The 24,957-nt window shown below is 42.4% G+C and carries 24 protein-coding genes and 2 tRNA genes; 18 read left to right on the forward strand and 8 right to left on the reverse strand.

What is annotated here, in order from left to right:
• Positions 1 to 47: 47 nt before the first annotated feature.
• Complete coding sequence (locus tag GSF04_RS13095; RefSeq protein WP_211859747.1) at positions 48 to 689, forward strand: riboflavin synthase subunit alpha; 642 nt, start codon at positions 48 to 50, stop codon at positions 687 to 689.
• A gap of 124 nt (positions 690 to 813) precedes the next feature.
• Here the strand turns inward: GSF04_RS13095 and GSF04_RS13100 are convergent, their stop codons facing one another.
• Together GSF04_RS13100 and GSF04_RS13105 are read right to left on the reverse strand one after the other, a co-directional pair.
• Positions 814 to 1,017 carry a CPXCG motif-containing cysteine-rich protein gene (locus GSF04_RS13100; protein WP_039495704.1) on the reverse strand — a complete coding sequence of 68 codons (204 nt, stop codon included), beginning with the start codon at positions 1,015 to 1,017 and terminating at the stop codon, positions 814 to 816.
• A 70-nt stretch (positions 1,018 to 1,087) separates the two neighbouring features.
• Positions 1,088 to 1,942 carry a fructosamine kinase family protein gene (locus GSF04_RS13105; RefSeq protein ID WP_211859748.1) on the reverse strand — a complete coding sequence of 285 codons (855 nt, stop codon included), beginning with the start codon at positions 1,940 to 1,942 and terminating at the stop codon, positions 1,088 to 1,090.
• A 125-nt stretch (positions 1,943 to 2,067) separates the two neighbouring features.
• Here GSF04_RS13105 and GSF04_RS13110 point away from each other — a divergent pair, with 125 nt between their 5' ends.
• The gene (locus tag GSF04_RS13110) at positions 2,068 to 2,760 is read left to right on the forward strand and encodes a DUF445 domain-containing protein (RefSeq protein ID WP_211859749.1); all 693 of its coding nucleotides are present in this window, start codon (positions 2,068 to 2,070) and stop codon (positions 2,758 to 2,760) included.
• A 71-nt stretch (positions 2,761 to 2,831) separates the two neighbouring features.
• Here GSF04_RS13110 and GSF04_RS13115 read toward each other — a convergent pair whose 3' ends face one another.
• Positions 2,832 to 3,176, reverse strand: a complete 345-nt coding sequence (locus GSF04_RS13115) for a DUF3718 domain-containing protein (protein ID WP_039495709.1) — start codon at positions 3,174 to 3,176, stop codon at positions 2,832 to 2,834.
• A gap of 452 nt (positions 3,177 to 3,628) precedes the next feature.
• On the opposite strand from GSF04_RS13115, the gene GSF04_RS13120 reads away from it, so the two are divergent.
• Both GSF04_RS13120 and GSF04_RS13125 read left to right on the forward strand, forming a co-directional pair.
• Positions 3,629 to 5,011, forward strand: a complete 1,383-nt coding sequence (locus tag GSF04_RS13120; RefSeq protein WP_211859750.1) for an amidohydrolase — start codon at positions 3,629 to 3,631, stop codon at positions 5,009 to 5,011.
• 12 nt (positions 5,012 to 5,023) lie between these two features.
• Positions 5,024 to 6,253 (forward strand): amidohydrolase family protein, encoded by a 1,230-nt coding sequence (locus GSF04_RS13125; RefSeq protein WP_211859751.1) that lies wholly within the window; start codon positions 5,024 to 5,026, stop codon positions 6,251 to 6,253.
• A 251-nt stretch (positions 6,254 to 6,504) separates the two neighbouring features.
• Here the strand turns inward: GSF04_RS13125 and GSF04_RS13130 are convergent, their stop codons facing one another.
• The 5 genes from GSF04_RS13130 to GSF04_RS13150 are packed head-to-tail and all read right to left on the reverse strand — an operon-like array spanning position 6,505 to position 8,521.
• A complete protein-coding gene (locus GSF04_RS13130) occupies positions 6,505 to 6,834 on the reverse strand; it encodes a TusE/DsrC/DsvC family sulfur relay protein (protein ID WP_045989037.1) in 330 nt (109 codons plus the stop codon).
• 5 nt (positions 6,835 to 6,839) lie between these two features.
• On the reverse strand, positions 6,840 to 7,094 hold the full coding sequence (locus GSF04_RS13135; protein WP_039495714.1) for a DsrH/TusB family sulfur metabolism protein: 255 nt from the start codon (positions 7,092 to 7,094) through the stop codon (positions 6,840 to 6,842).
• The gene (locus GSF04_RS13140; RefSeq protein WP_211859752.1) at positions 7,091 to 7,450 is read right to left on the reverse strand and encodes a DsrE family protein; all 360 of its coding nucleotides are present in this window, start codon (positions 7,448 to 7,450) and stop codon (positions 7,091 to 7,093) included. The genes GSF04_RS13135 and GSF04_RS13140 overlap by 4 nt, the downstream gene beginning before the upstream one ends.
• A complete protein-coding gene (tusD, locus tag GSF04_RS13145; RefSeq protein ID WP_211859753.1) occupies positions 7,447 to 7,800 on the reverse strand; it encodes a sulfurtransferase complex subunit TusD in 354 nt (117 codons plus the stop codon). The genes GSF04_RS13140 and tusD overlap by 4 nt, the downstream gene beginning before the upstream one ends.
• A 55-nt stretch (positions 7,801 to 7,855) precedes the next feature.
• Positions 7,856 to 8,521, reverse strand: coding sequence for a Bax inhibitor-1/YccA family protein (locus tag GSF04_RS13150; protein WP_010604622.1), 666 nt, complete (start codon positions 8,519 to 8,521; stop codon positions 7,856 to 7,858).
• Between the two features lie 297 nt (positions 8,522 to 8,818).
• Between GSF04_RS13150 and GSF04_RS13155 the strand changes: the two genes are divergently transcribed.
• From GSF04_RS13155 to GSF04_RS13220, 14 genes are all read left to right on the forward strand, one after another.
• Positions 8,819 to 8,909: transfer RNA gene (locus tag GSF04_RS13155), tRNA-Ser, on the forward strand.
• 42 nt (positions 8,910 to 8,951) lie between these two features.
• Positions 8,952 to 9,042, forward strand: a tRNA-Ser gene (locus GSF04_RS13160).
• A gap of 182 nt (positions 9,043 to 9,224) precedes the next feature.
• Complete coding sequence (locus tag GSF04_RS13165; RefSeq protein ID WP_211859754.1) at positions 9,225 to 9,602, forward strand: hypothetical protein; 378 nt, start codon at positions 9,225 to 9,227, stop codon at positions 9,600 to 9,602.
• A gap of 121 nt (positions 9,603 to 9,723) precedes the next feature.
• Positions 9,724 to 10,182, forward strand: a complete 459-nt coding sequence (locus tag GSF04_RS13170; RefSeq protein ID WP_010371559.1) for a GAF domain-containing protein — start codon at positions 9,724 to 9,726, stop codon at positions 10,180 to 10,182.
• Positions 10,182 to 10,460 (forward strand): hypothetical protein, encoded by a 279-nt coding sequence (locus GSF04_RS13175; RefSeq protein WP_010371557.1) that lies wholly within the window; start codon positions 10,182 to 10,184, stop codon positions 10,458 to 10,460. The genes GSF04_RS13170 and GSF04_RS13175 overlap by 1 nt, the downstream gene beginning before the upstream one ends.
• A gap of 15 nt (positions 10,461 to 10,475) precedes the next feature.
• Positions 10,476 to 11,126: an RNA chaperone ProQ gene (gene proQ, locus GSF04_RS13180; RefSeq protein WP_039495719.1), complete on the forward strand. Its 651-nt coding sequence runs from the start codon at positions 10,476 to 10,478 to the stop codon at positions 11,124 to 11,126.
• 10 nt (positions 11,127 to 11,136) lie between these two features.
• Positions 11,137 to 13,173 carry a carboxy terminal-processing peptidase gene (prc, locus tag GSF04_RS13185; RefSeq protein WP_211859755.1) on the forward strand — a complete coding sequence of 679 codons (2,037 nt, stop codon included), beginning with the start codon at positions 11,137 to 11,139 and terminating at the stop codon, positions 13,171 to 13,173.
• A gap of 224 nt (positions 13,174 to 13,397) precedes the next feature.
• On the forward strand, positions 13,398 to 14,879 hold the full coding sequence (nhaC, locus tag GSF04_RS13190) for a Na+/H+ antiporter NhaC (protein ID WP_039495721.1): 1,482 nt from the start codon (positions 13,398 to 13,400) through the stop codon (positions 14,877 to 14,879).
• 135 nt (positions 14,880 to 15,014) lie between these two features.
• The gene (gene pepN / locus GSF04_RS13195; protein ID WP_211859756.1) at positions 15,015 to 17,600 is read left to right on the forward strand and encodes an aminopeptidase N; all 2,586 of its coding nucleotides are present in this window, start codon (positions 15,015 to 15,017) and stop codon (positions 17,598 to 17,600) included.
• On the forward strand, positions 17,601 to 17,822 hold the full coding sequence (locus GSF04_RS13200) for a DUF2835 domain-containing protein (protein WP_211859757.1): 222 nt from the start codon (positions 17,601 to 17,603) through the stop codon (positions 17,820 to 17,822).
• Between the two features lie 249 nt (positions 17,823 to 18,071).
• On the forward strand, positions 18,072 to 20,171 hold the full coding sequence (locus GSF04_RS13205; RefSeq protein WP_211859758.1) for a DUF1302 domain-containing protein: 2,100 nt from the start codon (positions 18,072 to 18,074) through the stop codon (positions 20,169 to 20,171).
• 11 nt (positions 20,172 to 20,182) lie between these two features.
• Positions 20,183 to 21,550 carry a DUF1329 domain-containing protein gene (locus tag GSF04_RS13210; protein WP_039495726.1) on the forward strand — a complete coding sequence of 456 codons (1,368 nt, stop codon included), beginning with the start codon at positions 20,183 to 20,185 and terminating at the stop codon, positions 21,548 to 21,550.
• Positions 21,551 to 21,628: 78 nt separating this feature from the next.
• Complete coding sequence (locus GSF04_RS13215; RefSeq protein ID WP_249122501.1) at positions 21,629 to 22,630, forward strand: YCF48-related protein; 1,002 nt, start codon at positions 21,629 to 21,631, stop codon at positions 22,628 to 22,630.
• The gene (locus GSF04_RS13220; protein ID WP_045989048.1) at positions 22,630 to 24,951 is read left to right on the forward strand and encodes an MMPL family transporter; all 2,322 of its coding nucleotides are present in this window, start codon (positions 22,630 to 22,632) and stop codon (positions 24,949 to 24,951) included. Before GSF04_RS13215 ends, GSF04_RS13220 begins: the two co-directional genes overlap by 1 nt.
• The last annotated feature ends 6 nt before the right edge of the window (positions 24,952 to 24,957 follow it).

Consider the following 24,957-nt stretch of genomic DNA (forward strand, 5'->3'; position numbering starts at 1 on the left):
TTATTGCGATTTCGCTACAATCTCAAGGATAAACTAAGAGGGTAGATATGTTTACAGGAATTGTTCAAACAAAAGCGACGGTGGTGTCGGCAAAGCAGGTCGATAATATTTTAAAATTAGTTATTTCTGTTGGTGCTGAATACCTCGATAAGCTGACCTTGGGTGCGAGCATCGCAATTAACGGATGTTGCCTAACTGTGGTGCACTTCGAACAGCCAGAAAATGACGTGGTAGGACAAGTTTGCTTTGATGTGATTGATGAAACATTGAGACTCACTAATCTAGGTGAGGTACAAAGAGGGTCGCAGGTAAATTTTGAACGCTCGATGACATTTGGTACAGAACTCGGCGGACATATAATTTCAGGTCATATTCAAACAAGCGCGAATATCAGTGAAATACATCGCAACGAAGGTAATTGTAGGATGCATGTAGCCTTGCCAGAAGTGTGGCATAAGTATGTTATGTACAAAGGCTTTATCGCGGTAAACGGTGCGAGCTTGACTGTGGGGGAGCTTGATCATACCGGCTTTTGGTTACACCTAATACCTGAAACGCTGACGCTTACCAATTTGGGTATGATACGTGTGGGAGATACTGTGAATATTGAGATTGACCAACAAACCTATACGATTATTAATACCGTTGAAAACTACATGAAAAAGCAAACTCTATTGAAGCACAACTAGTACCTTGCCCGAGTAATACCCTTTACGTCTATCTGTAGGCACCAAAAGTACAGGCTGATGTTGTGCCAACCTGATAAGCAGCTCGCAAATGAGCTGCCCTTTATCTATAGCACTTCTGCTTTGGTTAAAACACTTGCTCGTCGTCGCTATCAACCCTAAGCTCAAGCTTATTGTGCAGTTGGTCTAAGTGCATATTTAGGTGTATTGGATTGCAACAAGCAGCACAGTCTTCGTAGTAGTCCTGATCGCCTTCACTCGCATCAAGATTGACAAAAATATGATGTCCACAATGCGGACATTCAATACGTTGTTGATATAGGTTTTTCATTGGCCCTCCACCTGAATTGGCCAAACTAAATACCTTTTAACTATAGCGCATTGTGACGAAAATATGGCAGTTATTTGAGCAGGGCTTGTACTTGTTCAGCCGCGTCCCGTATGTACTTGCCAGCAAACAAGTTTGCTTGCACTAAAAGAGGATATAAGCGATAAATGTCTAATCGCTCATGTGCATTTTCTGCGAGTGGATAGATAGACTCGTAACCACGATAGAAGTCATCTGGCAGCGGAGCGAATAACGAAGCCATAGCAATATCAACTTCTCTATCACCGTAATAGCAAGCTGGGGAAAATAGCACGGGTTTTTGATGGCTAAAGCCAATGTTACCATGCCAAAAATTACCATGAACCAGAGACGGTTGAACTTGGTGCGGAAGGAGTGGCTTAAGCTGCTCCACAAATGTGTCAATATCAGTGAGGATAATCCCTTTTTCAGCAAGCAATTGCAGTTGCCAACCAATTCTTTCCTCAGCAAAAAAAACTTCCCATTTTTTGTGCCATTGATTTGGTTGCGGCAGCTCATGAATATAATTATCTTCTTCTAGGCCGTACATTTCCTGTTCATGACGTTGGTGCATTTTAGCAAGGCTTTGACCGCACTCAAGCCAGTTTTCATTGCGATGATCAAGTTCTAACCATTCCAGCACAATAAAGCAGAACTCAACACTCGTACCTAGGGTAATTGTATCGGCCACAAGGAAATCAGAGTCGCGAATAAGCTTTTCACGATTAGATGCTTCACATTCAAATCGCTCTAAAGCCTGAATTGGAGCAACTTTGACCAAAAATTGATGGGTATCGTCTGCAATCTTATAAAGTTTTTTAGACCCATAACTTTTTAAGGTTTGCTTTGAAGTAAACTCAAAAGTGTCATGGAGAGATTCAGAGATTTGTTGGTTGACTTTGTTCCACATAAGTTAGATCCAACATATTCACTTACTCTAAAATATGGTTGAAATTCTCAAGATCACAAATACTTGAGGCCTTTTTCTAAAAAAAATAAAATATCGCGTCTGTCATTTTATCCAAGGGAAGTACATTGAATAAAAATATCATCACCAATTTACTGGCGATACTGCTAACAGGTACTGGCTTCGCACTAGAAAACGACACGTTGTTTTCGGTTGGATTGTTTTCACTATCTGGCGCAATGACGAATTGGTTAGCGGTACATATGTTATTTGAGAAAGTGCCTTTCCTCTATGGCTCAGGGGTTATTACGCTTAAATTCGAGTCGTTTAAAGCGTCAATTAGAGAGCTCATCTTGAGCGAGTTCTTTAGTAGAGAAAAACTAGAAAAGTTTATCGGCAAGGAGCATCCAAAGTTTGACTTGGCGCCGATAGCCAATAAAGTCGATTTAAATCCAGCGTTTGACCGTTTGTTAAGTGTCATTGATGCGTCGCAATTTGGTGCGATGCTGCAGATGTTTGGTGGGACTGAAGCTGTACAACCGCTGCGAGAGCCATTTATTGAGAAAATGCGATTAGCAATAGTTGAGCTCGGTGAACAGCCTGAGTTTGATGCTGCAATTAGTGAGTCACTCAGTAACGGTCTACTCGGTGATGATTTACATCAAACCATTGAAAAAGCGGTAGATGAGCGACTTAATGAGCTAACGCCGAAAATGGTAAAGGAGATTGTACAAAACATGATTAAGACTCACTTAGGTTGGTTAGTTGTATGGGGAGGCGTCTTTGGGGGTCTATTTGGGTTATTGGCTGCAGTTGTATAGCTGAACAAAGAAAAAGGCGCAGTCAGGGATTGCTACGCCTTGCTTTTTTGTTTACAAACATGTCGACATGGCTACTTAGAACCTGAGACAAAAATGGTCTTTTTATCAAGTTTAGCGATGTCTTTAATACTGGTTTCTACATTACTGTCTACACCAAGGAAGTCCGCAGCCTTATTAAATCCGTAGGTTGCTGCAAATTTGCCGACTGGCATATCATTACAGTGTAGTTTTTCTTCTACAACACGTCTTTTTAGGTGGTTCTCTTTAATGGTGTGGAACAAGTGAATCTTATTGTCTTTGACTACCGACATACAAACTTTAGTCGCTTTACTATTATCCGCAGCAACAAAGTCTGCCGCAGATGCGGTACCTGCGATCAGAAGCGAGGTTGCACATACTAAATTGAACAGTTTCATGGTTAGCTCCTTGGCTATCTCTAGGACACGTTCTTAGTATTACTAAAGTTGCTGCAGAATGCTGTAAATCAAGTAATTCCGAATGTAATAGAGTATGTCAAATGTGTGCAGGCTTTCTATCTATCTGTAAAGTAATAAATTATTTTGTTTCTAAGGATACAAATAGCAAAAACTTTTTTCACTATAAAATACCATTATCGATAATTTAACACTTCATTCTTAGATTTACTTCCTCTTTGTTACTTATGCCACTTAATGTGTCAAAACGTGTCAATATTGACGCTAATTTACATTCAGTTATGGCAACTAAGGCTTTTCTAAATTACTCACTGATGACAACATGCGTTATAATATCCGGACGTTCGTCGTAATTACTTGTCACTAAAACTCATAATTGCGTAAAGTGCGATGGCATGAGTTAAAGTCACAAAAAAACAATAGAGATGACAAAAATGTATAAATTTGCTCCCTCCCTAGTCGTAGCTGGCATTGCCGCAGCTTTGATGGGCTGTCAGGATAACGGCCCACAAAAAGAAAAAGTTACCATAGAGAAAAACCCATATCCCAGTACTTACAAGCCTGTACCTTCTCAGTCAACCCTAATCACTAATGCTACCGTTTTAACCGGAACGGGTGAAAAAATAGAACAAGGTGACGTATTTATTGTTGACGGTAAAATCAAGCAAGTTGGTAAAGACCTATCTGTCACGGCAGATATTACCATTGATGCTGAAGGCAAATGGGTAACACCTGGCATTATCGATGTGCACTCTCATTTAGGAGCTTACCCCAGCCCAAGTGTAGAATCGCACAGTGATGGCAATGAAATGATTAACCCTAATACTTCTCAAGTATGGGTTGAGCATTCTGTATGGCCGCAAGATCCAGGCTTTAACCGAGCTAGAGAAGGGGGGATCACCACGCTACAAATCTTACCTGGCTCTGCAAACCTATTTGGTGGTCGTGGTGTTACCTTAAAGAATGTGCCGGCACCAACAATGCAGGCAATGAAATTCCCAGATGCGCCATATGGGTTAAAAATGGCATGTGGTGAGAATCCAAAGCGTGTATATGGCTCCAAAGGTGTTGCCCCTTATACTCGTATGGGTAATATGGCAGGATATCGTGAAGCTTGGATTGAAGCTGGTGAATATAAGCGCGCTTGGGAACAGTACGAAGCTGAGTATACTGCTGGATTGAATCCGGATGCACCGAAACGTGATATCAAGTTCGATACGCTTCGTGGTGTGCTAGATGGTGAAATCTTGATTCATAACCATTGTTATAAAGCAGAAGAAATGGCAATGATGATCGACTTGTCTAAAGAGTTTGGTTATCACGCAGGGACGTTCCACCACGGTATTGAAGCATACAAGATTGCAGATCTGTTAGGTGAAAACGGTAATTGTGCTGCACTGTGGCCAGATTGGTGGGGCTTTAAGATGGAAGCCTATGATATGGTTCAGGAAAATGTAGCAATTGTAGATGCAGTGAAAAACTCATGTGCGATAGTTCATTCTGATTCAGATACCACAATCCAACGCTTGAATCATGAAGCCGCAAAAGTGATGAACACAGCTAACCAGTCTGGCTTTAACATCAACGAGCAGCATGCAATTAAGTGGATCACCTCGAACGCAGCTAAATCTTTAGGCATTCAGGATAAAACTGGATCGCTTGAGCAAGGCAAACAAGCCGATGTAGTAATTTGGAACACCAATCCGTTCAGCGTGTACTCTCGTGCAGAGCAGGTCTTTGTAGATGGTGGTAAAGTCTATGATCGTCACGATGAAAAATATCAAGCGGTTAGTGATTTTATGTTAGGTCAAAAGTAAGGAGTTGATGAGATGAAAACCATGAAACTAACCATGATCACTAGCGCATTGCTAGCTCACTCTGTTGCTTTTGCCAATGTTACCGCAATTACTAATGCAACGATCCATACCGCGACAGATGCGGGCGTACTTGAAGGTGCGACTTTAGTTATCGAGAACGGTAAAATAAAAGCGATTAACCCAGATAACGTGACTGCTGATGTAACGATTGACGCCAGCGGTAAGGTTGTCACTCCAGGCTTTATCGGCTCAATGAACCAACTTGGTTTAGTGGAAGTTGGTGCTGTTGCTGCTTCTCGTGATGCTGGTGATGACGATGCCGGCGTAGACTTTGACGCAAGCACCGCATTTAATCCACGTAGTAGCTTAATTGCCTATGCAAGAAAAGGCGGTGTAACGCAAAACTTTGTCGCACCTTGGGGTGGTAAAAGTGAATTTGCAGGGCTTGGTTTTGTTGTTGACTTATCTGGTGAATTTAACAGTGTGACTGACAAGCAAACAGCGTTAATTATTCATCTGGGTGCCAAAAGCAAAGGGTCTCGTGCAAAAGCGTTAGATAACGTTGTTAAAAAGCTTGAGGCACAGCAAGAAAAGCTTGCTAAGAAAGACAAAAAAGACGAGGGAAAACCGAGTTCAGAAGAACAAGTGTTAACTCAAGTGCTTGCGGGTGATATGCCTGTGATTGCAACGCTTTCAAGAGCGTCGGATATTCTTGAAGCGATTAAGCTAAAAGAAAAGTTTGGTTTAGATCTGATTATTCAGGGGGCAGATGATGCGGTAGTGGTCGCTGAGCAATTAGCTGAGGCGAAAGTACCTGTTATTTTGAGTGCAGTATCAAATCTACCAGCTAGCTTTGACTCAATGCATGCAAGTCTAGATAACGCAGGTAAGCTTGAGAAAGCGGGTGTCAATGTCATCCTGTCAATTGGTGGTGACGGTAGTCATAACGTCTACCAGCTACGCTTTGATGCGGGTATTGCTGTAGCAAATGGCATGAGTCATGAAGGCGCACTTAAGGCGGTTACCGCTAACCCCGCGAAAGCACTGGGCATTGATGGCGGTGTGATTGAAGCTGGTAAACGTGCAGACATCGTAATGTGGAGTGCGGATCCTTTCGAATTTAGCACCACAATCGATAAAATCTGGATCAATGGTGAGGAAGTGTCTATTGAGTCACGCCACGATAAACTAAGAGACAGATATACAACAGATTCTGATATGCCTAGAGCGTATACGAAGTAACGTTTTTATACAGGGCCTCATTTGAGGCCTTTTTTAATTCGATTGTCCCGTCCTAAATAACCTGAGGTTTAGGTAAGGAATGAGCTAACTAATTGTTCTTAAAATTAATTAAATTATTTCGTTATCTAGCCAGAGAGTTTTAGGGATAACTAGACGAATTTACGCACCAATAGCAGGCTATTGGAAGTGAATTCAACGCAGTTAGCGCTAAAACTGACTGCTAGAAAGGCATTAATTATCCGAAGTTCAGGTTAAATACACTTGGCGGGTTTTGGCAATCCAGCTATTTTTGTTGCTTGTTTGGCTGGACCTTTTGGAAATAACTTATATAAATAGATGCTATTACCTTTATCCTCGCCTAGTGCTTTAGCCATTGCCTTAACCAGCATGCGGATCGCGGGGCTGGTATTGTATTCGAGATAAAAATTTCTCACAAACTCAATGACTTCCCAATGTGCATCTGAAAGCTCAATATTTTCTTCTGCGGCTAGAAGTGGTGCTAAATCTTTAGTCCATTGAGTATGGTCTAGCAAATAGCCTTGTTTATCTGTCTCGATAGTTTGGTTGTTAAATTCTAGCATGATGATTACCAAGTAATTGAATTGTTCATCGTAATGGTCAGCTCAACCCAATCTTTGTCAGAGATAAGCTCTACTCCGGCCTCTGGGACAATGCCTCTGGCACTGGCGCAAGTTTGCAGCATCACCACATTTGCATCTCCAGCTGAGATACGTGTTTGCCCAAAGCAGCCATCATTACATAATAAAATTGTGTCGTGATGGGATACAAACTGCAGCTGATCGCATGCTTCGATACTAGAAATAATATGTAGCGTACTCATAGTGTCACCACAAAGTCATGTTGTTTGATTAACGCAAGGGTTTCATGTTGATTTTTGATTTCAGTATCAACAGCAAGGGAGTGTGGCGATATGTTAAACTCCTCCATCGCTGACTTACAGGCATAAACCCGCTCGACATCATAAATTTCCAGAGTTTTTAATTGCTTAAACATGTCTTTTAAACCCAGTAGTGGAGCATTGAGGGTTTTCTGGAGCGATAGCACAGCAGAACCGGTAAAAAGCCAACTTACTTGTTGATCAATCGCTGCATAGATTAGTGCGACATCGAGCGCTTCTTTCAGACTATTTTGGTCAAATGGACTGGTTTGAGAAATAATTAACACGTTTTTACTCATTTAAACTGCATCCACTTATCAGACTTACTCGAGATCATGGCAAACTCCGCAAGGCCTGCAACGGTGAAAGGGCTAACGTCTTCGATGCTAACGCCGCGTTTTTCTGCTGCTGTGACACACAACAACAGGGGGATCCCTTTATCTTTGATGCGTTGCCAAATCGCGTTGACTTGCAATTCGTCGGAAGCGTGTATGATATTTTGACTGGCGTGATAAACACCATCTTGGTATAGAAAGATACACGCGATTTGATGGTCACTTTTAATAGCGGCATCGACATACCGTTCTAGTAAAGTTAACTTTGACTGTGCAGCTACGCCAAAGTGCACTGATATGACTATTTGACTCAAATTTTACTCATAAAAAAAGCCCCGTAATGGGGCTTATTTTATCAGAAATTCTGAGTTAGTCATCCGACGCGCCTAAAAGGGCAAGGATACTGGTAAATAAGTTATAAATACTTAAATACAAGCTCACAGTTGCAAGCACGTAGTTTGTCTCGCCGCCGTTGATGATGCGGCTTGTATCATAAAGGATAAAGCCAGACATTAATAAAACGACTGCCGCGTTAATTGCCATGAATGCGATGCTTGATCCAATGAACAAGTTTACTAGGCTTGAGATAATAACCACGATTAAACCAACCGTTAAAAAGCCACCCATAAACGAGAAGTCTTTTTTCGTAGTTAGTGCATAAGCTGATAAACCGAAGAAAATTAACGCTGTTGTGCCAAGTGCTTGTGCTATCAACATGCCACCATTTGGTAGTGCAGCATAGTGATTAAGCATAGGCCCAAGGCCGAAACCTAAAATACCAGTAAATAAGAATACAAGACCGATAGCAGAAGATGAGTTTGCTTTTTTACCGATAACAAATAGCAAACCAAATGCAACTAATGAACAAACAATACCGGTAAACGCTGGTAATGCCATTGTCATTGAAATTGCGGCTGTTACTGCACTGAACGCTAATGTCATTGCCAATAGGAAGTAAGTGTTTTTCAACACTTTGTTTGTTTCCATTGTCGACATGACAGGTTTTGCAGTGTTGTATGAATGATTGAATGCCATGATTCAAGCTCCTTAATAAAACATGCTGATCCCAAAAATAACTGAGATAAGAGTATCAATTGTTATATGTTGGGGCAATGATTTCTGGATCAATATCTGTCGTTAATTGGGTCTCTACGGTAATAGTTACTCAATACGTAAGACTTTGAATATTTTCAAAAGTTCGCTGAAATATTAAAAATACGCATAATTTTGACTGGTTCTTAGACGATTGAGCCAAATTTTACGCAAACGATCAAATAATTGAAAAAAAAGCTTCACAAGCGCATAGGGATTCTCTATTATTCGCCCCGCTGCGGAGAGATGGCTGAGTGGTTGAAAGCACCGGTCTTGAAAACCGGCATACGTTAATAGCGTATCTAGGGTTCAAATCCCTATCTCTCCGCCACTTATTTTAGATTCATGCTCGTAAGCGTGGATTGTAGGTTTTGGAGAGATGGCTGAGTGGTTGAAAGCACCGGTCTTGAAAACCGGCATACGTTAATAGCGTATCTAGGGTTCAAATCCCTATCTCTCCGCCACATTTAAAGCCCTCAAATTTGAGGGCTTTTTTGTTTCTGATATCAGAAATCTCCCGCCTTGCGATTTCACCAGTATACTCTTGATAAAAATACTTATTAGACCAAAGTCGGCTAGTGCAGAGGCACTGCTTGCACAATACTCAGTAGTGTTGAATGAATAATTAGTGTAGAGAGTGTTGAATATGAAACAAGTTGGCAAAGGAGTAGGGTTCTCTTTATTATCACCGTTAATCGTGGGTGGTGTGCTTGGGATTTACTACAGCTTTACACTCGGTCGCAGTGAAATGTTCTTTAACTTACTACTTAGCGCAATTTCTAACGCATACATCGTTGGTCTTGCAATGTGCCTTTTCGTTGTTCCCGGATATATCCTTATGTTTAGGTACAACAAGGTGCAATATGGTGGTCTGTTAACACTGGGCTTACTTGGTGGTGCGGTATTTAGCTATCTTTTCGCTGCACAATCGGGTATCGGTTTTATTGTTAACGCCTTAATGTCAATGCTCGCTGCGGGGCTGTTCTTGTTTGGTTTACGGGCAGGTCATCGTAAAACTGAGTGATAATTAACCGAGCAGTGTCAGTTTTACAGATAATTAATACTTTTTCAGTCGAAAAGGTTTTAATTATTTCTCCGAAAGAGTACCTTTAGCTTTTGTCGTTCAATTCGTGAATTTGATGGTAATGCAAAAGCAAGACTTTTATCAGACTTTAGTTAAACAAGCTCAAGGGCTAATCAGTGGTGAACACAATGTGATTGCCAATATGGCAAACTTGAGTGCGCTTTTATTTACAACTCTTGAAGATATCAACTGGGCAGGCTTTTATCTTATGGATAGCGCTGAAGAGTTGGTTCTTGGGCCATTCCAAGGCAACCCAGCCTGCATTCGAATTCCTGTTGGTAAAGGGGTGTGTGGTACAGCCGCTGCAACTTGTGAAACGCAATTGGTTGAGGATGTTCATGCGTTTGCTGGCCACATCGCTTGCGATGCAGCATCAAATTCAGAAATTGTGATCCCTGTTTTTAAAGATAATAAAGTGATTGCCGTGCTAGACATTGACAGTCCTAGTCTGGCAAGATTTGACGAGCAGGATAAGATCGGATTAGAAGCGTTAGTTAAAGCGTTTGAGGAAACGCTTTAATGAAAGATATGCTTCAGGTACAAGATTATTTGTTTTCCTACGCCGATGTTGGTGATTGGGAAGGCGAAGAAGAAGTTGTTGCAGAACGCTTAAATGAACTTATTCATCACGCATGGGATTTGCTTCCCGAAGATTTAGACTGTGACACAATAGATAGGCTCATAGAAGGTATTTGGGAACATCTTCGCGGTGATTTAGCGCTTCTTGAAGCAGATATAGAAGAGCTAATTGACTGGGTTACACACTATATAAACTCGTCGCTCGATGAGCAGATGTAATTAATAGGTTTAAAAATGGAAACCACAAACAAGCTAAAAGACACAAATGAAGTATTAGACTTCTTATTTTCAGAATTTCCTAACTGCTTCAAGCAAAAGGAAGGGATTAAGCCATTAAAGGTTGGTATTTTCAAAGATATCGCTGAGCGTATTGAGGGGTCTGACAAAGTCAGTAAAACTCAAGTTCGTCAAGCACTTCGTAAATACACTTCAAACTGGCGTTATCTCGAAGCAGTCACTAAGAACGAGTTTCGTGTAGACCTAGACGGCAATCAAGCTGAGAAGGTTGAACAAGAGCACGTTGAACACGCAGAAAAAGCATTGGCCGAGAGCCGCGCAAAAATGGCTAAGCGTAAAAAGCCACAGCGTCCAAACAATCGCGATGGCGAAACAAAATCTTACAAAAAGAAACCTCACTCTAGGGATCGTCAAGACCAAAAACGCCCTAAAATGAGTAGTAAACCTGCTGAAGTCAAACCAAAGCGTAGTGGTAAAGTTGAACCTTTACCGGCTGAACAGGTCAAGGTTAATAACAAAGTTAAAGTTAAACTTGGTCAAGCGCTTGTTAACGCTACTATCACTGAAGTCAAAAATGATGAAGTGCACGTAGAGCTTGTAACAGGAATGCAAGTTAAAACTAAAGCAGATAGCCTATATATCCAGTAAGGAGTTGTATATGAGTAAAAAGTTACCACTCATTTCCCTAGTCGCCGCGTTCGTATCGAGTGTTACTTTAGCCTCAACAAGCACAGTCACTATTAAGGACTTGCCGGTTCTTAAACCTGAAGCGCAACACACAACGGCTAGTAAACGAGTGACTAACTTATTTACTCGACAACACTACAAACGCTTCAGCTTTGATGACAGCTTATCGGATAAAATTTTCGATCGTTACGTAGAAGCCATCGACTTTAATAAGTCTTTGCTTCTACAGTCGGATATCGATAGTTTTCAACAATATCGTAAGCAATTTGATGATGCATTGATCTCAGGAAAACTGGGTTTTGCTTATGATATGTTTAATCTAAGCATGAAGCGTCGCTTTGAGCGCTATGATTTTGCCATTGGCTTACTCGACAAAGAAATGAACTTTGACAAAAAAGATGAGTTCATTTTTGATAGAGAAGAGCAAAGTTATGCAACCGCGACAAGCGAACTTGACGAATATTGGCGCCAGCGTGTTAAATCTGATGCGCTGCGCTTAAAGTTGACTGGAAAAAATTGGGAAGAGATCAAAGAAGTTCTTACCAAGCGCTATAAAAACGCGCAAAAACGCCTAGTCCAAACGAACAGTGAAGATGCATTTCAAGTAATCATGAATGCGTTTGCACGCAGTATTGAAGCGCACACTTCCTATCTCTCACCACGCCGAGCCGAACAGTTCAAAATGGATATGGACTTAGAGCTGGAAGGTATTGGTGCGGTATTAAGTTACGATGAAGATTACACCGTGATCCGGAGTTTAGTTCCTGGCGGCCCTGCGGACAAAACCGAAAAGCTTAAGCCGGACGACAAAATCATCGGCGTAGCACAAGATGATAAAGAATTTGTAGACGTTATCGGCTGGCGTTTAGATGATGTGGTCGATCTCATCAAAGGCCCTAAGGGGACCAAGGTTCGACTTCAATACCTTAAAGGTACTGATAGTCACGGGACGCCTAAGGTCGTTGAAATTGTTCGTGACAAAGTAAAATTAGAAGATCGCGCAGTTAAGTCTTCTGTATTTGAAGCCAAATATTCTGAGCTACAAAGCAAAATAGGCGTGATAGAAATCCCGAGTTTCTACAATAATCTTTCTCAAGATGTAAAAACTGAAATCGCGAAACTTAAAGAAGCCAAAGTAGACGGTGTTATCATTGATCTTCGCCAAAATGGTGGTGGCTCACTTTACGAAGCGACCCAGCTATCCGGTTTATTCTTTGACCAAGGTCCAGTTGTTCAGATCCATACCGCTTATAACCGGGTTGAAAGTCAACAAGATAGAGATGGCATTACCTTCTACGATGGACCTTTGACTGTTTTGGTTGACCGCTACAGTGCATCGGCATCCGAGATTTTTGCTGCTGCGATGCAAGATTATGGCCGAGCAGTAGTGATTGGTGAGCAAACCTTTGGTAAAGGCACCGTGCAACAACATCGTGGTCTCGGTAAAAATTACGATTTATTCGAAAACCCTTTGGGGAGTGTAACCTACACTATTGCGAAGTTTTATCGTATCGACGGTGGCAGTACGCAACATAAAGGCGTGATCCCTGATATCTTGCTACCTTCGGCAATCAACCCGGAAGAGTGGGGAGAGAGCCAAGAAGATAATGCACTGCCTTGGGATAGTATTGTTCGTGCAAAATATGCGAGTCTAGATAACTTGTCGCCAACTATTCAATACTTGAGTAAGCGCCATGATGAGCGAGTAAAAGCAGAGCCTGAATTCGAATATATTTATAAAGATATTGAAGAATACAAAGCGCGCAAAGATGATAAGGCGATTTCATTAGTTGAAGCCGAACGTATCAAGGAACGTGAAGAACGCGATGATCTGGTATTGAAACGTACTAATGAAAGGTTGAAACGTCTTGGTTTAGAACCGGTTAAAGATTTGGATGATGCACCAGAGGTTATTTCGGAGTTAGACCCTTACCTTGAAGAGGCTGCGCTTATCACGCAGGACCTAATTTCATACGGGCGGATAGCCAAAAACGAAGTTAATAAATAATAAAAGGCGCTTCAAGCGCCTTTTATTATGCCTTTTACACTTACTTTTACTTTACAAATTTTGTTATCATCTGCCAGCTTTTCTAAGCTGATACTCTTTTGAGGCTTTTTGAGAATGGTGCGTGGCTCGACCACTGGCAACCTAGCTACTCAAAACGGCTCAAAACGGTATACTGCAAATAAAATAATTATAAGCATGGGTCGTCGTGCGTAGGAGTATTCCTTTTGAAACAACAAAAACAGCCGTCATTTATTGACGCTCTTATTCCGATCACTTTGTTGGTCGCTTTGCTCGGTGCTGCGGTGTACCTCTATGGTGACAGTTCATCATCAGGTCCAAACCAAATAGCCTTGCTTTTTGCAACATTCACTGCGGCGCTCGTCGGCCTAAAAAATGGTTTTACGTGGAAGACGCTTGAAGAAGCGATGATAAAGGGGATCACTATCTCTCTTGGTGCCATTATCATTTTATTGATGGTAGGTGCCCTAATAGGTACTTGGCTGCTGTCTGGTACCGTTCCCACACTGATTTATTACGGACTACAAATTATCAATCCAAGTTGGTTTTATGCCGCGAGTTGTTTGATTTGTGGGATTGTGGCGATGAGTATAGGTAGCTCGTGGACGACGGCCGCAACCATAGGTGTAGCGCTATTAGGTGTAGCGACTGGGCTTGGCTTAGATCAGGTCGTAACCGCAGGTGCAGTCATTTCAGGTGCCTATTTTGGCGATAAGTTAAGTCCATTATCTGAAACCACAAACTTAGCGCCTGCAGTTGCCGGTAGTGATTTATTTGATCATATTCAACATATGCTTTGGACCACAGTACCTAGCTTTGTAATCGCACTTATTATATTTATTGTCATGGGCTTCAATGCTGAAGCGTCAAGTGAAGCGGGGCGAATAGATGAAATTGTTTCGATACTACAAACTAATTTCAACATTAACCTGTTAATGCTAGTTCCTTTGCTGGTGCTGCTTGGGCTTGCTATCAAGAAGATGCCTGCTTTTCCGGCGATTTCAATCGGCGCGGTGATAGGGGCGATATGGGCAGTGCTGTTCCAAGGTGATCTTATTGCAAGTCAAATTGATGCTAGCCAAGGCGAGTTAGTGGGCTATGTGAAATTGGTGTGGGCGACTTTCTTTGATGGTTTTGCATTGCAAACAGGCGATGCAAAAATGGACGACTTGTTAAGTGGCGGTGGCATGTCATCAATGCTAACGACAACTTGGCTGGTGATGACGGCATTGATGTTTGGTGCCATTATGGAAAAAACTGGCTTACTTGATGTCTTTGTACGCAGCATTCTTAAAATTGCAAAAAGCACAGGCTCACTAATTGCCTCGACTATTGCAACTTGTATTGGTACAAATCTAGTTGCCGCGGATCAGTACATCGCGATTGTTGTTCCTGGTCGTATGTTCAAAGAAGAATACAAAAAGCGCGGTTTGAAGAGTGTAAACCTCTCTCGCACGCTGGAAGACGGTGGCACAATCACTAGTCCACTGATCCCTTGGAACACCTGCGGCGCATATATGCAGAGCGTACTACTGATCAATCCGTTTGATTATGCCATGTACGCATTCTTTAACTTGATCAATCCTGTGCTGGCGGTCATCTACGCGTATCTTGGTATCAAGATCCTTAAGATTACGCCACCTACGGTAAACGCAGAAGAACCAAATGAGACAGCAGGCCGTGCATAAAATAGTGCATTTGCAATCTTGCTCAGGCCTTTTCCAACAGGTCAAATAGAAATTAAACGCCTATCCTTAGAATTGGCGATATCAAATTTGTTTTATCACTCGCCCCTTTTTGGGGCGTTTTTGTAAGGAATATATATGACTCAAAAACCACAAGCCAAATTTCTTAAAGATTACCTTGCACCAAGCCATACTGTTGATACGCTTTGCTTGACCTTTGAGTTAAGCCCTAGAAATACCATAGTGACTGCCGTAAGTCAGGTTGTCGCGGTGAGTAATGCGACACAATTAATATTAGATGGTGTCGACTTAGAGTTAGTATCTTGTCAGGTAAATGGTGAAGAGTGGCAAAGCCTTGAAAAATCTGACTCAGAATTGATTCTTTCTAACTTGCCAAAGGCCTTTGAGCTTAAAATTGTCACTAAAATTTCGCCACAAACAAACACCTCACTTGAAGGTTTATACCTCTCTGATGGCGCTTATTGTACGCAATGTGAAGCGGAAGGTTTTAGAAAAATCACCTACTTTATGGATAGACCTGATGTACTGACGACATATACGGTGACGGTCATTGGTGAGTCAAAGTATCGTTACTTATTATCAAATGGCAATAAAGTTGAAGAAGGGAGCTTAAGTGACGGCAGACATTTTGCAAAATGGCACGATCCGCACAAAAAACCAAGCTATTTGTTTGCCTTAGTTGCCGGCGATTTTGACGTATTAGAAGATAATTACAGCACTAAATCGGGTAGAGAAGTGAAGTTGGCGTTATTTGTTGATAAAGGCAATTTACATAAAGCTCCCCATGCTATGACGTCATTAAAAAAGGCCATGGAGTGGGATGAGTCAAGGTTCGATTTGGAATACGATCTCGATATATACATGATTGTCGCGGTTGATTTTTTCAATATGGGGGCAATGGAAAACAAGGGACTAAATGTTTTTAATAGTGCCTGTGTGTTGGCAAGCCAAGAGACTGCGACAGACCGAGACTTTCACACCATTGAGTCGATAGTTGGACATGAATACTTCCATAACTGGACTGGAAACCGGGTTACTTGCCGTGATTGGTTTCAGCTTAGTTTAAAAGAAGGCCTAACTGTATTTAGAGATCAGGAGTTTAGCAGCGATCTAGGTTCTCGAGGCCTCAACCGAATCGACGCAGTAATGGCGATGCGTACACATCAGTTTGCAGAAGACGCGGGGCCAATGGCACATCCGATAAGGCCTCAACAAGTTATTGAAATGAATAACTTCTATACCGTAACTGTTTATAACAAAGGCGCTGAAGTGATCCGCATGATGCATACCTTATTGGGGGAAGCAAACTTCCAAAAAGGGATGAAACTCTACTTTGAGCGTCATGACGGACAAGCAGTGACGTGCGATGATTTCGTTAATGCAATGATGGATGCTTCTGGTGTTGATTTAACGCAATTTAAACTATGGTACGAGCAATTCGGCACGCCAAGAGTAAAAGTGGCTACCGAGTATGACAAACAGGCGCAAACATATGCAATTACGGTGAGCCAAAGCCATGCTGATTGCGACCCCGTAAAAGCGCCACTGCATATTCCTTTTAAGCTAGAGCTTTTGGATGAGCAAGGTGAAAGCATTCCGTTGCTAACAAAGCACGGAGAAATACAACGAGCGTTAGATATTACTGAATTTGAACAGCGGTTTGAGTTTGAGCAAGTTGTAAGTAAACCCGTTCCTGTATTACTAGAAGATTTCTCAGCGCCTGTGCTTATGGAGTACAGCTATACCATTGATGAGTTACTACACATATTGCGTTTTGCGCGTAGTGATTACGCTCGTTGGGAAGCAGTGCAGCAAATCTTTATGATCGAAGTTAAACGAGCGGTTACGTCAGGCGATTTCAAACTGGATCCAAAAGTACTCGATGCGTTGTCCGCATTGGTGGAAACATTAGATGGAGACCTTGCGCTATTGGCCGAGTTATTGACTTTACCAACGTTTGATACGCTAGCTAGTCAATTTGAAATTATCCCAGTAGACAAACTCGTTTCAATTTCCGATGCATTTGAAATGCAAATTGCGCAATCACTGCAACCGGTGTTTGAACATGCTTATTTGTCTTTGCAAGACTCAGGCTCATTAGAAGCAAAGGATGTCGCGATCAGAGCCTTTAAAAATAAAGCGCTTTATTACTTAGCGAAAACAGATTCCGATAGTGTTGCCAGCGCGCTAGATAATCAATTTTCTTCAAGCAATATGACCACTAAGTTGGCATCATTAAAAGCCGCCGTCGCCGCGCAGCACACAAAGATGGAAAGCTTGTTCAGTCAATTCGATAGTCAATGGCGTCACGATAGTCTAGTCATGGATAAATGGTTTGCATTAAGTGCAAGCTTATCTAATGATGAGGTGATATCGAATATAAATGCGCTTTATGCGCATCCTTGTTTTGACAAAGGCAACCCTAACCGTGTTCGCGCATTGATAGGAAGCTTCGCAAGAAGTAACCCCGCGCAATTCCATCGTACAGATGGCAAGGGCTATGCGCTATTGGGAGACTTATTAGTGGAGCTAAACAACATCAATCCACAAAATGCGTCACGTATGATCACGCCGTTTATGTCATGGAAGCGTTATGATGAAACGCGCCAACAACTGATGCGGGCACAGTTGAATCGTTTGGCTAACTTAGAAGGCTTAAGCGACGACTTATATGAGAAGGTAGAGAAGGCGCTAGCGCAGTAGATGAAAGAGTACTTCTTTTACATGGATTTGAGCTACGACAAGTGCCTCGGTTACTACTACGGGCACTATACTTCAGTGCAAGTGATTGAAGATGGGGGGAAGAGCATTCGCTTCCCCGCAGAGCATATTCGCCCCTTTATTTCATCAATTGGGATCAGGGGGAGATTTCGTCTCATCTTGGATGATAGCAATAAGTTTCTATCGTTAGAAAAAGTCACTTAATCGAAGTAGAACTGCAAAACATATTTTATTTTTGTTAAATGAGTTTGTTATAAGCTTGAAATACGTGTTATAAATTATCTGGTAGGACGTCTTACCAAGAGTAAAATACGCCCCTAGAGGCGAAAAAGCGTTGATTTAGTTGAGCAGTATTTGTATTTTCGCGGTTTCGCTTCTATCGTTTAGACAACAAAAAACAATAACTCTAAGAGCTTAAGCTCTAGACATGACCCGCCAAAAGGGGGAGAAATAATGATAAAAAGATCGCTCTTTGTGAAAAACAAAATCATGCTCGGTCTTAGTGCGGCAGTAATGGGAGCTGCCGCCACGTCAGTACACGCGGCCAGTTTTGAGGTTGGTGATTTCGAAATTACCTTCGATTCGACTTTTTCTTATGGTCAAAGCATTCGCGTTGAAGATCGTAACTTTGATTTCATCGGTAAAAGTAATCATCCTCAGTTTAACTGGGATGGTTATAAAGCAACCACTGGCAATACCATCTATTCTTCGTCACAAATCTGGTCACAACAGGGTGCCTATTCAAATAATGGTGATGCTGGTAACCTAAATTTTGACTCTGGAGATACTTTCTCTCAGTTGTTAAAAGGTACCCATGATTTAGCAATTACCAAAGATAACTATGGTTTGTTCACTCGTTTCATGTATTTCTACGATTTTGCGATGGAAGATGGCGATTTTGCGTATAGCAACCCTGTTTCAGGCAAAAAAGTTGACCCGTGTGAAGACGACGATACCAGAAAACAAGTCTGTTCGGATTTACGCTTGCTAGATGCATTTGTTTGGGCGGATTTTGACCTCAATGATGGCAAAAACCCGCTCTCCGTGCGTTTAGGTCAGCAAGTCGTTAACTGGGGTGAAAGTACGCTTATTTCCCATGGCATTAACGTCAACCCAGTGGATATTGACCGCTTGAAAGCCCCTGGCTCTGAAGTAAAAGAAGCCTTTATCCCTGTCGGTATGCTTTGGGCGTCGATTGGTTTGTCTGAAAACGTCAACCTTGAAGGTTTTTATCAGTATCAATGGCATGAAACCAGATTGCCGGCAACAGGTAGTTACTTCTCAACCAATGATTTTGCATCTGAAAATGGTTATATGCAAAATGTTCAGCTTGGTTTTACCTCAAACCCTGATATCGATTTGTATCACCTCACTGACGCATTAAACAGTTTATATGCTGATGCAACTGCCGCATTGGTTGCTCAAGGCGTAGTGCCGACAGCAGAAGCAGTGGGCAGTGCTGCAGCGTCCATGTATATGGCTTATCCGACTAAAGTGGCGCTTAAAGGAAAAGGGAATAACGGTAAGAGCGAACCTGATGATGGTGGTCAGTACGGTTTACGCTTAGGTATTTTCTCTCCAGAGCTAAACGACACTGAATTTGGTTTGTATTACATTAATTACCACAGCCGTAGACCTCTGATTTCCGGTAAAGCTTCTAACTTTACAGGACAAGCGATCATGGCTGATTTAGCTTACATCGCACAAAATCAAATTACCGCAGACAATGTCACTAACCTAAATGCCTTTACTCAAGCGCAAATTACCTACCCAGAAGACATCAAGCTGTATGGTTTAAGTTTTAATACTGCGATTGGTGAAACCGCATTTGCTGGTGAAGTGGCATATAGACAAGATGAGCCACTACAGATAGATGACGTTGAACTACTTTACGCAGGTATGGTTGAGCAGTTAGCCGCTGCGGGTCTGCGTGATGATTTGGCTGGTTTATCTCAGCTTAGTCAAGGGGACGATGTTGCTTATGTGGGTCCTGGTGAAGTCGCGCAAGGTTATATTTTGCGAGACACTATTCAAGCACAGTTTACTGCAACACATTTGTTCGGACCATCGCTAGGTGCAGATAGCTGGGCAGTGGTTGGTGAAGTCGGTGCTGTTACTATTAAAGACATGCCAGAGTACGATGAGCTTCGTTTGAATGTTTCAGGTACTGGCCGAAGTGGCACGATTGAGGGGCTTTCTGGCCGAGATTACAATCTTATCCATCAAGCGGTTTCAAATGGTCCAGAGACCAACCCATTCCCATCGGCTTCTGCATGGGGCTATCGCCTTATTGCTAAGGGTGAGTATAACAACCTATTCAGTGGTGTGAATTTTTCTCCACGTGTAGTGTTCTCACATGATGTTAACGGTATCACCCCGGATCCTATGTTCTTGTTCATTGAGGATCGTAAATCGCTAGGCATTAATCTTAACTTTAACTACTTAAATTCGTGGTCATTTGATTTTGGCTATAACACGTTTTGGGGTGGTGGTAAGACGAATACCTTTGCGGACCGTGATTTCATCTCATTCAACATTAAGTATTCAATTTAAGGGCTTTCGATATGTTTAGAAAACCTACATTTATCGCAGCAACAATAATTACAATGCTATCTGCCAGCAGCGCTATGGCGAAAATGAGCGCTGACGAAGTTGCACGTTTAGGTAAAGACTTGACGCCTATCGGTGCAGAGAAAGCGGGTAATGCTGATGGCAGTATTCCGGCTTGGAATGGTGGGATCACTGCGCCTCCAGCTGGTTATGAAGTGGGCATGCACCATCCAGATCCATTTGCTGATGACAAAGTATTGTTCACAATTGATAAATCAAATTTAGATAAATACAAGTCATTGCTAAGCCCAGGTCAAATTGCGCTATTTGAAACGTATCCAGAAACGTTCAAAATGAACATTTACCCAACTAGACGCAGCGCTTCTTATCCGCAGTTTGTGTATGATGCAACAAAGAAATACGCATCTACAGCAGAGCTGATCGAAGGTGGTAACGGCATTAAAAATACCGCTATCGGTATCCCGTTTCCAGTGCCAAAAGATGGCTTAGAAGCTATCTGGAACCACCTATTGCGTTTCCGTGGCTTGTCGATTGCACGTTACGGCGGTCAAGCGATGCCTACGGAGTCAGGTGCTTACAACATTATCGGTTTCGATGAGCAATTATTGGTTAAGTACTCTGCAACAGATGCAACCCCTGAAGCGTTGCAAGAGTCAAATATCCTGTTTAAGTTTAAGCAGCAAGTGACAGAGCCTGCACGTCTTGCTGGAACTGCATTGCTTGTACATGAAACCATGGACCAAATTTTGACACCTCGTCAGGCTTGGACCTATAACGCAGGCCAGCGTCGTGTAAGACGTGCGCCAAACGTTGCATATGATGCACCAGGAACTGCGTCAGATAGCTTACGTACAACAGATGACTTTGATATGTTTAACGGCTCTCCAAACCGTTATGATTGGAAACTTGTTGGTAAAAAAGAGATGTATATCCCTTACAACAGTTACAAACTACATAGCGACAAGCTGAAGTATGATGATATCTTGATGGCCGGTCATATTAACCCTGAGCATGTACGATATGAAAAGCACCGCGTATGGGTAGTCGAAGCTAACCTGAAAGAAGGTACTCGCCATATTTACAAAAAGCGTGTGTTCTATATTGATGAAGATAGCTGGCAAATCCACGTAACGGATATCTATGATAACCGTGACCAGATGTATCGCGTTGCGATGGCACATGGTCTTAATTACTACGAAGTGCCGACACATTGGAGTACGTTGGATGTCTATCATGATCTAAACTCTCGTCGCTACCTTGCGATTGGGTTAGATAACGAAGAAGACATGTATGACTTCAGTCAGTCTTTCAACGATAACGAGTTTACTCAGGGTGCGCTGCGCCGTGAGGGTCGCCGTTAATCAAATATTATCAGGCTGAAGCAACCTCGCTTCAGCCTTCTTCCTCCTTTCCTCTCACAACTCGAGTGTTTTCTCATGATGAAGAAGTTAGTAGCAGCCTCGATTTTAACTATGGCGCATGTAGCAGTAGCCGAAAGTAGTGATCAGATTTCAGCAGAATCAGCCCTGATGGTCGCTCACCCAGAACAAACGCTTTTCACAGATATTACAGATAATGGTGATGCGTTAATTGCGGTAGGTAAACACGGCACAATAATTATTAAACAAGAAGGGCAAAACTGGACGCAGGCAGAGGTGCCAATTCAATCACTGTTGACCTCTGTGACATTCAAAGGCAAAGATATTGGTTGGGCTTGTGGCCACGACGCTAGCATAATCAAAACCACAGACGGTGGTAAAACATGGGCGCTAAAACAATATCTACCAACATTGGAAAAGCCTTGTCTTGATATTGAGTTTATTGACCAACAACACGGCTTCGCTGTGGGTGCTTATGGCATGTTTTTTGAAACCACTGATGGTGGTGAGTCTTGGACAAAACGTTTTATCAGTGAATTTGTTCACCCCGATGATGTCGACTACTTAGCCGATTTAAAAGAGCAAGACCCCGCGGCATATGAACAAGAAACGGCGTTTATTCTTCCCCATTTTAATCGCCTGTTAATCGCCGAAGGCATGATGTACCTTGCCGGTGAAATGGGACTTGTGGCACAAAGTGATGACTTAGGAAAAACATGGCAAAAATTTGAGCCTTTTTATCGCGGTTCATTTTTTGCTGTTGATCAAACCTCAGATAACCAACTTATTGTTGCAGGCCTTAGGGGCAACGCATTTATTGGCAATGCACAGCAAGTAGTGCAACTTGATACTCAAAAAACGGCGACAATAAATAGTATTACCCACAAAGATAATGTGACCTATATGTTTGCTAACAGCGGCGTAATATTCACGTTGAAAGCAGGTAAGCTAACCTCAAAACAACTAAAAAACGGCCACTCTATTTTAGCAGGTGTGGTTAAAAAGAATCAGCTAATTCTGGCGACGGAGCAGGGGATTGCTGAGGTAGAGGTGAACAACTAATGCAAGCGTTTTTAAATCAATTGGTATACGCGATCTTTAGGCATCGTATTACCGTCGTGTCTTTTTTCGTACTGACGACGATATTTTTGGGCTTCAAAGCCACACAAATTCAGCTCGATGCCTCATTTAACAAAAATATTCCACTAAATCATGAATACATGAAAGTTTACTTGAAGCACGAAAAACAGTTTGGTGGTGCAAATAGTATTCTTATTTCTGTTTGTGATAAAGATGGTGACATCTTTAATGAGCCATTTTTCACTCAGCTAAAGGCTGTGCATGATCAGCTCTATTTTATCCCAGGTGTTAATCGCCCACTGGTGAATTCAATCTTTGCACCCAGTGCGAGATTCGTCGAGGTGGTAGAGGACGGCTTTGCCGGTGGACCTATTATTCCGGCTAATTTTCAACCTACTGAACAAGGCCTAGCGGTTGTAAAGCAGAACATTGAAAAAGCAAAAGTTGTGGGCCGTATGGTTGCGAGCGATTATTCTTGTGCCATGGTAACCGCTCAGCTAATGGAAACCGATCCGCAAACTCAAGAAAAGCTTGATACCTTAGCCTTTGCGCAAAAATTAGAGTCTGAGATCCGAGCGCCTCTTAGCACTGACAAAGTGAGCATACATATTATTGGCTTTGCGAAAATGGCCGGTGACATTGCTGATGGTGCGAAAGGTGTAGTGCTTTTCTTTGCGTTAGCAATTGCTTTTACCTTTATTATGGTCTGGATGTTCTGTAAGAGCTTTAAGCTTACGCTGCTTCCGATTGTTTGTTCATTTATTGCTGTGATTTGGCAGATGGGCTTACTCAGTACTTTGGGCTTTGGTGTTGATCCCATGTCTATTTTGGTGCCTTTCTTAGTCTTCGCCATTGGCGTGAGTCACGGTGTGCAAATGATCAACGCGATAGGTAAAAAAGTAGCGGAAGGGGTAAGCTGCAAAGTGGCTGCTGAAGCGAGCTTTAAAGCATTACTTATCCCAGGTGGCATTGCTCTACTTTCTGACACCGTTGGCTTCTTAACCTTACTGGCAATCGACATCGGTATTATTCGTGAACTTGCTATTACTGCCAGTTTAGGGGTTGCAGTTATTATCTTTACCAACTTGGTACTGCTTCCAGTGATGGCGTCGTTCTTTGAGTCTGCAAATATTAAGCGACTTGGTGATGGTAAAAACGCCAGCCATGGTATGTTTGAGGCAATGCGAGAGGCCTTGGTGAAAACCACAGACAAAAAAGTGGCCAGAGTGATTTTACTTATCAGTGCAGTATTGTTCGCATTTGGCTACTGGCAATCTGAAAAAATGCGTATTGGTGATTTACATGCTGGTGCACCGGCGCTACATGAAGATGCCAGATACAACCAAGACACTTTCCTTATCTCAGACCGTTATGCAATTTCTTCTGATATCTTAAAGGTCATTGTAGAAGCGACACCTGCGGCTTGTACCGAGCACGATACAATGGAGCGTATTAGTCGTTTCCAATGGCGAGTAGAAAACTTACCGAGTGTACAATCGGCTGTTTCTTTAAGCTCCGTTGCACAAGCGGTTAATGCTGGGTACAACGAAGGTAACTTAAAGTGGCAGACGTTACCAAGAAATACCGCTTCTCTAGTTCAAGCTACCTCTCGAGTGGAGACAAGCTCAGGGCTACTTAACGGTGATTGTTCGGTGATGCCTATTATCATCTTTATGGCAGATCATAAGGCCGAATCTATCGACCATGTGATTGCGAAGATAAAAGCTTTCTCAGAAGAAGAGGGAACTGATGACGTTGCCTTTAAATTAGCATCAGGTCCAATCGGTGTGATGGCGGCAACAAATGAATCCGTTTCCGAGGCGCAGGTTCCTATGATGATCTACGTGTACGGCGCGGTGATCCTGTTGTGCCTAGCGAGCTTTAGGAGCGTGCGAGCGACTATCGCAGTGGTACTACCTTTATATGTGGTATCAACGCTGGCTCAGGCGCTTATGGTGCAGCTTGAAATCGGTTTAACGGTATCGACGCTACCGGTAATTGCTTTGGGTGTGGGAATAGGTGTCGATTACGGCATTTATATTCTATCCTCTATGATGGGACAGCTTAAGCAAGGTATGCCGTTGTCGGTTGCCTATCGAAATGCGCTTGCTGAACGAGGCAGTGCGGTACTGTTTACTGGTATCACATTGGCGATTGGCGTAAGCACATGGATTTTCTCTGCGCTTAAGTTCCAGGTTGATATGGGTATCCTTTTAACCTTCATGTTCTTGGTAAATATGCTGGGTGCTGTGCTGCTTTTACCGGCAATTGGAACGCTTATCTGGTCTGACCAGAAAAAATAATGTGAA

Source organism: Pseudoalteromonas sp. A22 (assembly GCF_018141345.1).
Classification (GTDB): Bacteria; Pseudomonadota; Gammaproteobacteria; order Enterobacterales; family Alteromonadaceae; genus Pseudoalteromonas; species Pseudoalteromonas maricaloris.